Genomic DNA, 11329 nt, shown 5'->3' on the forward strand with positions numbered 1-11329 from the left:
GTCTATTGTCAAAGCTGGTTGCTAAAAGCAATTGCTTTAAAAAAGACAGTTTTGCCATACGATTTATTAAAATCTTAAAATTTGTACATCCAGAGTGATGGGCTTAGAAACAAGAGTGAATCAAATAAATAACCGATGAATGCAAAGTATCATTCAAGCGAGATAGTCATTTAGAGCGTAATGGCGCAGATCAATCTATCGCAGATTGCCTGTTTAGAGTTCTAATATCATCCGTTCAACAATATATCAGCCAATTATCTACAAACACAATTGGCTGTTGTTCGATTCATCCTGACCGCCATGCAGCATTGTCTCACTTATGAGTGAATAAAAATGCACAGTACATGGTTGCTATCACTTAGAAACAAATACAAATTTACCTAGGATTATACGCTAAATTGACCTAAAATTGCCAGTTAGTAATTGAATTTACCTAATGTTGCTAGTACCTTCGAGTGCTCAAACTTATGGTTATGGTTGTCGATATTTTTATTTATTCATACTACACGATCATAAAGTTTTTAAGATAATCGTGAGTCGATTTTGAGAGCCAATTTCTATCAGATCATTTTTTGAATGCGGCTTGCTTATCACTGTTTAACTGATTTATTGTTTTACTTTGCCGTTTATTCTTATTTTTTAATATTACGTTTTATAAGGAATGTTATATGTGTGCTGTCCCTGTCATTATCCCCGCTATTGATTTAAAAGATGGTAAATGTGTGCGCTTAAAACAAGGCCGTATGGAAGATGATACGGTGTTTTCAGATGACCCTGTCGCTGTAGCAGCACGTTGGGTAAATGAGGGCGCGCGCCGGTTACATCTGGTCGATTTGAACGGCGCATTTGATGGGGTGCCAGTACATAAGCAAGTCGTCAACGACATCGCCAAAGCTTTTCCGCAGCTGCCTATTCAATTGGGCGGCGGTGTGCGTAATATGAACACTATTGAGCAGTACATCACTGCCGGACTGACTTATATTATTATTGGCACTAAGGCGGTTGAAGATCCTGATTTTGTGACCGAGGCTTGCCGCGAGTTTGCTGGACATATTATCGTAGGTATCGATGCCAAAGACGGCATGGTGGCGACTCATGGCTGGGCGAATGTGACAGACACCAAAGCCACCGAGCTTGCCAAACGCTTTGCCGATGTGGGCGTGTCTTCAATCGTTTATACTGATATTGCCCGTGACGGCATGATGCAAGGTGTCAACGTCGAGCAGACAGTCAATTTGGCGCGCGAAGGTGGCTTGCCAGTGATTGCTTCGGGCGGTGTGACCAATATGCAAGATATCGAATTGCTTAAGCCTTATGGTGATTGTATTGAAGGCATTATTACTGGCCGCGCTATCTATGAAGGCACGTTGGACTTAGCGGAAGCACAACGTTATTTAGACAGCTAATTGATTTAGACAATTAGTGGGTCTAAATGGTTAATAATGGGCTATATTCATTTTTAGCCCATTTAGTTGCTCCCATTAAGTTCTTCACGTTTAGATTGAGGACACTCGCTAGTTTTTAATCGTAATATTACCCAGAAAAAACACTGAGCAAAGGATGCTTATGGCCGCTTATCTTGACCGCCTAATGACACGCAAGTTTTTAATGGTATGGGGTCAGCTGTTGTTATTACTAAGCCTCGTTTTTACTTTACCCGCTTATGCTGCTGGTGAAGATATAGCCAGTGTCACGGCGGCCTTGGGTATAGAGAGTACGCTAGAAGAAGTGCCTAATCCTGTTGCCACAGAAGGCGAGACCTCTGTAGAAGCCGACTCACAAAGTTTGCCACCTGCTGCCGATCCACCTGTGATTAGTGGCGAGAGTACCAACAATGCTCAAATCGAAACCACACCTACCCCTCTAAAAGACAATGACATTCGTCAACGTATCAATGGTATTTTTTCTGAAATAGAAGGGCTGCAGGCGGTCAGTGTCAGCGTTACTCAAGGCGTTGTGACGTTAGCAGGAGAAACTCCCAACGAAAAAAAGGCGCAACAAGCCATTAATTTGACCAACCGTTTGACGGATGTGGTCACCGTCGAGGACAATATCAATCGAACGCTGGATGTTCAGGATAATGTCACGACGGTTTATCAAGGTCTTAAAGCACAAGTTAAAAACCTAGTCAAAGCCGTGCCCTTACTGTTGGTCGGTATTGTTATTTTTGGATTTGTCACATGGTTTGGTAGTTGGTTCTCGAATCGAAAAAAAATGTGGCAACGGCTCACGCCCAATCCTTTCGTCGCTGAACTGTTGGCACAAACCGTCAAAGTAATCTTTATTATTTTTGGTTTGATTTTAGCGCTGAGCTTGATAGGGGCAGAGACAATATTAGGCACGTTACTTGGCGGTGCTGGAGTCATTGGTATCGCAGTTGGTTTTGCGGTCAAAGATACCATTGAAAACTACATCGCCTCATTGATGCTGAGTATTCGTCAGCCGTTTCGCGCTCGTGATCAGATTGTCATCAACGGGCAAGAAGGCATTGTGGTGCGTTTGACCTCACGCGCGACGATTTTAATGACGTTAGATGGCAATCAGCTACGTATCCCAAATGCGGAAGTCTTTAAAGGCACTATTCTAAATTACACCAAAAACCCTGAACGGCGCTTTACCTTTGAGTTGGGTGTCGATGCCAATGACGACCCACTTGCGGCCATTAAAGTTGGTATCGATGCGATATGTCAGTTGGATTTTGTCTTAGATGAACCCAAAGCCATTGCGGTCATTACCAATATTGGTGACTCCAATATTATTCTAGAGTTTCAGATCTGGGTGGATCAATCAGAAACAGATTTTGCCAAGGCACGTAGTATTGCCATACGCGAAACCAAGCACGCCTTAGAAAACGAAGGATTTAGTCTCCCTGAACCCATCTATCGTCTACGCTTCAATGATGAGTTAGAAAAAGCTTTGGAACACCTGCAAGGCAATAACCGCTCTAACCAAGCTAATGGGACTAATGCTGATATGACAATTACACCGACGACATCAGAATCTATAGATATCAATAAAGTCGATAATAGCAGTGCTGATGACAAAGACAAAAAACAAGCCAAAGCCCGCGCTAAATATATCCTACAAGGACGTAATGCTGAAGAGGTGTTGAGCGCCCGTCCTGACGAAAAGTTAATGGAAAAAGTCGAACAAGAAATTGCTGAAAGTTCAGATGAGACTGATTTATTGAGTAATAATAGTCCGCAAGAATAAATATCTAAGCAATCTTAAAACTAGGCATAAAAAATGCAGTGAAACGTATAAGACAGTTATCATATAAAATATACGAGACATTTTTATGCAAATGAAGCATCTGATTATATTCGCCCTAGCTGGTATTGTTCTCTTAATTGGTTTTAACATGTTTAATAGCAATCGCCACGAGAGTCGGATAGCGGCGGCGACCAGTAGCACCACATCGCCGGACACTACTATCAGCTCTGAAGATACCGTGAACGTTACCACAGATATCGCAAACCAGCCTCTTGGTAAGCAGCCTAAAGCCATTCTCGATAATGCCACTGCCCAAATAGAGCAAGCAGAGCAGGTCAGTCAAGAGCGCGTAGAGCAGATGAGTGCTGCGCAGTAGTTGACCAGTTATCACTTACTCATCGCGCACAAAAAAAGGCTAAAGATAAACTTTAGCCTTTTTTATTACGTTCAGTTCTTATTGATAGTTAGCTTTTTTTGCTTGCGCCTCTATTGTTTCGGCTACTGCTTTTTCTAGCGGGGCTCTTCTTTGGCTGATCTTTTTTCGTTTGATTCATTTCGCTAGATTGCAACTTCGCTTTAAGATCAAAGTCGATTTGTAGCAGATCCATATTGACCCCAGCCACTTTTACTTTGACCAAATCGCCCAAGCCAAATAACGTACCTTTATCTTTACCAATGAGTTGCTGTTGCTGCTCATCATAGACAAAAAAGTCATCGCCGACATTAGAGATATGAACCAAGCCATCGATATATAGGTCGGTTAAGGTCACAAATAGACCGAAGCTAGTAACCGTCGTCACCACACCGTCGAACTCTTCACCGACGTGATCTTTCATATAGTGACACTTGAGCCAAGACTCTACGTAGCGTGATGCTTTCTCAGCACGGCGTTCAGTATCTGACGTCTGCGTACCAGCACCTTCTAAAGAGAAGTCCATCACTGGCTGCTGACTTTTGGTCACTTTTGCTTTAATCGCGCGATGCAGCATGAGGTCAGGATAGCGGCGAATCGGCGAGGTAAAGTGGCTATACTCGTCATAAGCCAAACCAAAGTGACCAATATTGTCAGGCGAATAATTCGCTTGCATCATTGAGCGCAATAGCATGCTGTGAATACTAATCGCATCGGGTCTCTCTTTGGTGGCTTCGATAATCCGCTGATAATCCGCTTGCGTTGGATTTTCTTCTGGGAAGCTTAAACCAAAGTTTTTCGCGTATTCATGGACACGTAACGATTTTTCGCCATCAGGTTTATCATGGTTACGATATAAGACCGGTAGCTCATTTTTTAGCGCAAAATTGGCAGCACAGGTATTGGCGAGCAGCATACACTCTTCAATAAGCTTATGTGCATCACCACGAGTACGCGGCAAGATGGCTGCGATACCACCTTTTTCATTGAACTTGATATAAGTTTCAACCGTCTCAAACTCCATTGCATGACGCTCTTCACGCTTTTGCAGCAGTAGCTCATACAATTGATGCAGAGTATCGACAGATTTTTTGACTGCTTTATTGCCTGTTAATGAATCAGGGATACTAGGATCTTTTGGATTCTCAAGATAGGCATTCACTTGGTTATAAGTCAAGCGTGCTTGTGAATGGATCACTCCAGGATAAAAATCATAACCGGTGACCTTGCCTGCGCGAGATATCTTGATATCAGCAACCATACACAGACGATCAAGGTCTGGGTTCAATGAGCATAAACCGTTAGACAGTACTTCAGGAAGCATCGGGATCACGCGATGTGGGAAATATACTGACGTCCCACGCTCGTAAGCATCTTGATCAAGTGGCGAATTTGGGGTGACGTAATGACTCACATCAGCAATCGCTACCAAGACACGGTAGTTACCACCAGAGCGCTTTTCAGCGAATACCGCATCATCAAAGTCACGCGCATCTTCACCATCGATGGTAATGAGGGGCAAATCACGCAAGTCCGTACGACCTTTTATATCTTTTTCAGTCGGCTCTTTATAGTCATTGGCCTGTTTAAGCGTCGCTTCACTGAAATCAGACGGAATGTCGTAGTTGAGCAGGGTAGTCTCGATGATTAATTCACGATCGTTATCATCAGATAAGACTTCAGTGATTTTGCCAGTAGCAAACTCATGCTGATTTGGCCAGTCGATAATATCTACTTTGACTGGTGCGCCTTGCTTAACTTCGAGAGCTTGCACATTCTCTTCAGTCACTGTAATCGGCTGATGGTTATTGGGACTGCCAAGCTCGACACAGTAGCCATCTTCATCACGCGCAAGCGTACCGATGAAGTTGTTTTGACGACGCTCGACGACATCGACGATACGCCCTTCGGTACGACCACGGTTATCCGTTGAGGTGCCAACCGCTTCAACGGTATCGCCATTAAAGACCCAGCGCATTTGCTTTTCATGCAAGAATAGGTCAGGCATGTCGCTTAGTAACACGAAACCAAAGCCTTTTGGGTGCGCAGATACTGTACCCGTTACGATATCTTGCTTGGTCACTGTGCGGTAGCGATAAGGACGACCTTCGCGGTTTACTTGTCCATCGCGTGCCATTGCTTTTAGGCGATTGCCTAAAGCGTCAAACTGATCAGGATCATCAATATTAAAGGCTTTTGCCAATTGTTGATGCGTGACTTCGCCATGCTCATTAATCGTGCCAAGTATCAGCTCACGACTAGGAATGGGATTGTCATATTTTTTTGCCTCACTTGAGGCGTTTGGATCGTTCCAACTCATAAATTACCGTATCTATTTTTAAAATTATTAATAATGGCTATCTTAACACGAACGACATGGCAATATCTTGCGTCAATTGTCTTAAGTGTATTCGGTAGCAGGAAGTTGTCATCTTTAATCGGCAACAACTATCAAAAAATCAAATATCGATATCGACTGTACCTGATTTATTGGTTATTTTTTTACTGTCTATCTCTTTCGATACTTCTAATACTGTCGTTTGATTAGACTTATCCAAATATTTTTGCGCTTTATCGACTTCAGTGGTCAAAGTATTGACCGTCTGCTTCATATTTTCTAGCGCTTCAATTTTGTAATTACTGATCATATCCATCGTATCATAGACATTATTAAAGGCATTTTGTAGTTTATCAAGCTCAATAGTGCTACTGGTTGCTTGCTCATGAATTTCACCAGACTGGCGTTTGAGCATGGCTGAGGTTGACTCAATTAAGCTGCTTGTCGTTTTGTTTAAAGCAGTAATTTGATCAAGTACTAGTTTCTGATTGGTCATCGCTTGTGCAACGACGACAGCCGTACGTAGCGCAGATACGGTGGTTGTGGTTGCTCGATCCACCCCTTTAATCAACTCTAGATTGTTTCTACGAATGGTATCAAGCGCCAGATAACCTTGGACATTAACTGCCAACTGGGTTAAAAAGTCCGTATTTTTTTGACGGACATAAAACAGCATCTCTTCTTTAATAATACGAGCTTTTTCAGGGTCAGTTGCCTCTATGGCATATACTTTTTGCTCTAGTTGCTCATCGATTTTTTTGCCGACGTAGACATACTGGCGAATAGATTGCATCAGCTCCCACATATTGACTTTTTCTTGCTCAATCATCGCATTGTCTTTGAGTAGCTCATCTTTACCATTATATAGACTGGTGACCACCGCGTTAATATGTGATTGTGCTGATTCATATTGGCGGAAGTAATCTTGTACTTTATTGCCAAATGGAATGAGACCAAACAGCTTGCGCGAGCTGGTCAGCTCTTTTTTGCTCGGATCCAAATCTTCGACGATACCGCGTAACTCAGTCAATGATTTTGCAATAGGGGAGTTATCGAACAAGCTGTCATTGAGGCTTTTCGCAGGCAACGCTAACATACGATTGGATATTTGTGCTGATTCGCGGATTTCTTTATTGCCCAAATTATGAATAGATTGCACGTTTTGTTGGAACTCAGCGCTACGTACAGAGTTATTCAGTACATGATCGACGAACGCATCGACCTTGGCATCAAGTTCTGGGATTTGGTTTTCATCCAACTTGACCATCTGATCAGCTTCACTTTTTTGTATTTCTTTGACCGGTTCAGGTGGTGTTAGAGAGATACTTGGCGTAGAGGCGTTTTCGGGTGGGGTCAATTCTTGCATGAAGTTTCCTATAATATCTGAGAGAGGCAGTGTTTTTTGCCAACAACGTTAATAGTCGTGGTACACGGTATCTTTATACATTTAATAATTTTTATTTGCACAAGGTTTCTTGCATAGGAAGAAATGGATATACAACAGACCTTTAGACTACCTTGTAATTAAAAGACTGAGAAGACAGATTTTGTAAATCACGGTCAGTTTAATATATCTATGGAACCGTCTATGACACTATTATTTGTAAGGTTAAATAGTAAAAAACCACCAATATCCCGCAGCATATTGATGGTTAAGATTATAAATATCTACGTCGACTTACAACTATGTCAACTCACAGCCACCACTAACAGTCATCTAACGAATAGATTACTTTTTCTTAGTTGGTCCAAGCAGCATACCCATTTGACGACCTTCCATCTTAGGGTACTGCTCGACGTTTGAGATATCAGCGGTATCTTCAATGATACGATCAAGTTGTTTGCGACCAATATCTTGGTGCGCCATTTCACGTCCGCGGAAACGGATGCTAATTTTAACTTTGTCTTGATCTTCCAAGAAGCTAACGATTTTTCTCAGTTTTACCTGATAATCGGCTTCTTCGGTACTTGGACGTAGCTTCATCTCTTTGAGCTGAGTCTGCTTTTGGTTTTTCTTGGCTTCTTTTGCCTTTTGCTTTTGATCATAGAGGAAATGCTTATAATCCATGATTTTACACACTGGCGGCTTAGCTTCAGGAACCAATTCAACCAAATCTAGACTGTCTTCACGTGCCGCTTTCATCGCGGTGTCGATATCGACCACGCCCATTTGTTCACCGTCTTCTTTGACCAGACGGACTTCTTTGGCACTGATATCTTCGTTGATGTTCAAACGGTTGGACTGTTTAATAGGTATTACTCCTCATCTGTTTTTGGGTTCTGTCGGCCTTTCTCAGCGACAGCTGTCTGTACTAATGCAATAAATTCAGGAACGCTCATCACGCCAAGGTTTTCACCTTCGCGAGTACGGACATTAACACTGCCCGATTCGACTTCTTTATCCCCTAATACTAGCATATAGGGAATACGTTCTAATGTTTTCTCTCGTATCTTAAATCCAATCTTTTCGTTACGCAAGTCACTAATGGCGCGCAAACCTGCATTTTTTAGTTCACTGACGACGTTTTCACAAGCTTCGCCTTGTTTATCGGTTATATTCATGACGACTACTTGCTGTGGTGCTAGCCATACTGGCATCCAACCAGCATAATTCTCAATCAGGATACCGATAAAACGCTCGAACGAACCCAAGATTGCACGGTGTAGCATAATAGGTACTTCGCGCTCATTTTGCTCGTTAACAAATTCCGCATCGAGGCGCTCTGGCATATTAGGGTCAACCTGAATGGTACCGCACTGCCACACGCGACCTAACGAGTCTTTTAGACTGAATTCAATCTTCGGACCATAAAACGCGCCTTCACCTGGCAGATAATCCCAATCAAGCCCTGAATTATCAAGTGCATCGGCCAAAGCTTTTTCTGCAAAGTCCCAAGACTCATCGCTACCGACGCGTTTTTCAGGACGTGTCGAGAGTTTCATAATAATGTTATCGAAGCCGAAATCTTCATAGACAGCAAGCGTTAGCTTAATGAAATCAGCGACTTCTTGCTGAATCTGCGCTTGCGTACAGAAGATATGCGCATCATCTTGGGTAAAACCACGAACACGCATCAAACCATGCAACGAGCCTGAAGGCTCGTTACGGTGACATGAGCCAAACTCTGCCATACGTAAAGGCAAGTCACGGTAAGACTTTAGACCTTGGTTAAAGACTTGTACGTGGCAAGGACAATTCATAGGTTTTACTGCATAATCACGGTTTTCACTCGAGGTTGTAAACATGTTGGTGGCATAGTTGCCCCAATGTCCAGAACGCTCCCACAAGCTACGATCAACAATTTGTGGTGTTTTGATTTCTTCGTAGCCATTATCGTATTGTACTTTGCGCATATATTGCTCAAGTACTTGATAGATCGTCCAGCCATTGGCATGCCAGAACACCATGCCGGGTGCTTGCTCTTGCATATGAAACAAGTTAAGCGCTTTACCAATCTTACGATGGTCACGTTTTTCAGCTTCTTCAATACGCTGGATATACGCTTTTAGATCCTTCTTATCCGCCCATGCTGTACCATAGATACGTTGCAGCTGCTCATTCTTAGCATCGCCGCGCCAATAAGCACCAGACATTTTCGTCAATTTAAATACTTTCAAGAATCGCGTGTTTGGCACGTGAGGGCCACGGCACATATCGACGTATTCTTGATGATGATAGAGACCGAAAGCTTCTTCACCAGGCATATCATTAATCAGCTTGAGCTTATAGTCTTCGCCGCGCTCTTCAAAAATCTGAATCACTTCAGCACGTGGCGTTATCTTCTTTATGACGTCATAGTCTTGCTTTATCAACTGCACCATACGTTTTTCTATGGCTTCCATATTCTCAGGTGTGAATGGCGTCTCACTATAAATGTCATAATAAAAGCCGTCTTCGATTACTGGACCGATGACCATTTTTACATCAGGATAGAGCTGCTTGACTGCGTGCCCTAATAGATGGGCCGCCGAGTGACGAATGATATCGACACCATCAGCATCTTTTGGGGTAACGATTTCCACCTTGGCATCACGGGTGATTGGATCAGAGGCATCAACCAACTGACCATCTACACGTCCCGCAACCGTCGCTTTGGCAAGTCCTGCACCAATACTTTGCGCCACTTCCATGACAGTCGTGTTGCCTTCAAACTGTTTTACGCTACCATCGGGTAAAGTAATCGCTACCATAGTCTATTCACCTTTTTGCGTCCGTTGGCAGTGATGATTGCAACAATCAATCATGTAACCGTAAGACTGCGTCAATTATATCCAACCACTGTGATATGTTGTAAGAGATAGGCATTACTTAAAAGCGCAGACATATAATCGCGTCACGATAATAGAAAACAAGCTGCCTTCTATATTAAGGTTAAGCAGAGATGCTCTTAAGCAATGTTATAAAAGCGGCTATTATAGCAAAAACCGTCTATAAACACTAGATAGCAAGGGATTAGGTCAGCTTCTATATATAGGTGCGCTGTGATCAATATCAAGAGTGATGAATATAGGGGTGATCCGTAGCTACAGATGGACTGTATATTTCATAGCGTAATAAAATGATTCACAGTTTTTGAGGGGCAGACTGAGCTTATTTATAAGTAGGCTGAGCTTATTTATAATAGATAGGAGCTAAACGTCAAAGACTATGTTTAGAATCTAACTTCAATTTTAATAAGTAGTTTGTAGCTAAATAATTGAAATATATAAAGTATTATAAATATCGCAAAATTAATTTAAAAACCTTCAGTAAAATGGTTGACACAGAATTTAAAGCGTCTATAATACGCCCTCATCAAGACGAGCTGGAAGTAACTAGTGTGTAGATTACACATTAATAACCCAGTTAACCTGATGAAACAAATTATAAAAAAGCTTGACAATCCCAATCATTATGATAAGATAGTCGGCTCGCTAGATAGCTTAACCCGCAAGGGATTAAGTCTAAACAGCAAGAGAGTTACCCAATATATCAGTTACTGGACGACAGTGATTGAGCACTATTTAAAAGCATAACTAAAGAACAACTTGTGTGGATTTTTGCTGATTCAGAATGCTAAAAAATAAAGTTGGTTGACTATCTTTTCGATAGGATTCTAACTATAAAAATTATCATTTAAGACAGCAGAAAAACTCAAAGTTAATTCATTACGAACATAATTTTTAGCGATTTTGCCAGATTAGATGAGCCAAGTTTAGTAGCCTCTTTAAAGGGTTACATAGCAAGATTAAACTGAAGAGTTTGATCATGGCTCAGATTGAACGCTGGCGGCAGGCTTAACACATGCAAGTCGAGCGGAAACGATGATAGCTTGCTATCAGGCGTCGAGCGGCGGACGGGTGAGTAATACTTAGGAATCTACCTA

At 42.2% G+C, this 11329-nt stretch carries 7 protein-coding genes and 1 rRNA gene; 4 read left to right on the forward strand and 4 right to left on the reverse strand.

Annotated features, from left to right (window positions below):
- Positions 1–668: 668 nt before the first annotated feature.
- The 3 genes from hisA (at position 669) to RH96_RS03405 (ending at position 3589) form a co-directional block, all read left to right on the forward strand.
- On the forward strand, positions 669–1406 hold the full coding sequence (gene hisA / locus RH96_RS03395; protein WP_010197307.1) for a 1-(5-phosphoribosyl)-5-[(5-phosphoribosylamino)methylideneamino]imidazole-4-carboxamide isomerase: 738 nt from the start codon (positions 669–671) through the stop codon (positions 1404–1406).
- A 160-nt stretch (positions 1407–1566) separates the two neighbouring features.
- Positions 1567–3213 carry a mechanosensitive ion channel family protein gene (locus RH96_RS03400; RefSeq protein ID WP_010197311.1) on the forward strand — a complete coding sequence of 549 codons (1647 nt, stop codon included), beginning with the start codon at positions 1567–1569 and terminating at the stop codon, positions 3211–3213.
- Positions 3214–3298: 85 nt separating this feature from the next.
- Positions 3299–3589, forward strand: a complete 291-nt coding sequence (locus RH96_RS03405) for a hypothetical protein (protein ID WP_010197317.1) — start codon at positions 3299–3301, stop codon at positions 3587–3589.
- Positions 3590–3677: 88 nt separating this feature from the next.
- On the opposite strand, the gene rnr is transcribed toward RH96_RS03405, so the two are convergent.
- The 4 genes from rnr to thrS all read right to left on the reverse strand — a co-directional run bounded on the left by rnr (position 3678) and on the right by thrS (position 10154).
- Positions 3678–5945, reverse strand: coding sequence for a ribonuclease R (gene rnr / locus RH96_RS03410; protein WP_010197318.1), 2268 nt, complete (start codon positions 5943–5945; stop codon positions 3678–3680).
- Between the two features lie 139 nt (positions 5946–6084).
- Positions 6085–7329: a toxic anion resistance protein gene (locus RH96_RS03415; protein WP_010197321.1), complete on the reverse strand. Its 1245-nt coding sequence runs from the start codon at positions 7327–7329 to the stop codon at positions 6085–6087.
- Between the two features lie 363 nt (positions 7330–7692).
- Entirely contained in the window at positions 7693–8196 is a 504-nt protein-coding gene (gene infC / locus RH96_RS03420) for a translation initiation factor IF-3 (RefSeq protein ID WP_010197324.1), read from the reverse strand.
- Positions 8197–8219: 23 nt separating this feature from the next.
- Positions 8220–10154 carry a threonine--tRNA ligase gene (gene thrS / locus RH96_RS03425; protein WP_010197328.1) on the reverse strand — a complete coding sequence of 645 codons (1935 nt, stop codon included), beginning with the start codon at positions 10152–10154 and terminating at the stop codon, positions 8220–8222.
- A gap of 1039 nt (positions 10155–11193) precedes the next feature.
- Between thrS and RH96_RS03430 the strand changes: the two genes are divergently transcribed.
- Positions 11194–11329 (forward strand): 16S ribosomal RNA (locus RH96_RS03430); the annotation flags it as partial.

It is taken from the genome of Psychrobacter sp. PAMC 21119, from assembly GCF_000247495.1.
In the GTDB taxonomy this organism is placed as follows: Bacteria; Pseudomonadota; Gammaproteobacteria; order Pseudomonadales; family Moraxellaceae; genus Psychrobacter; species Psychrobacter glaciei.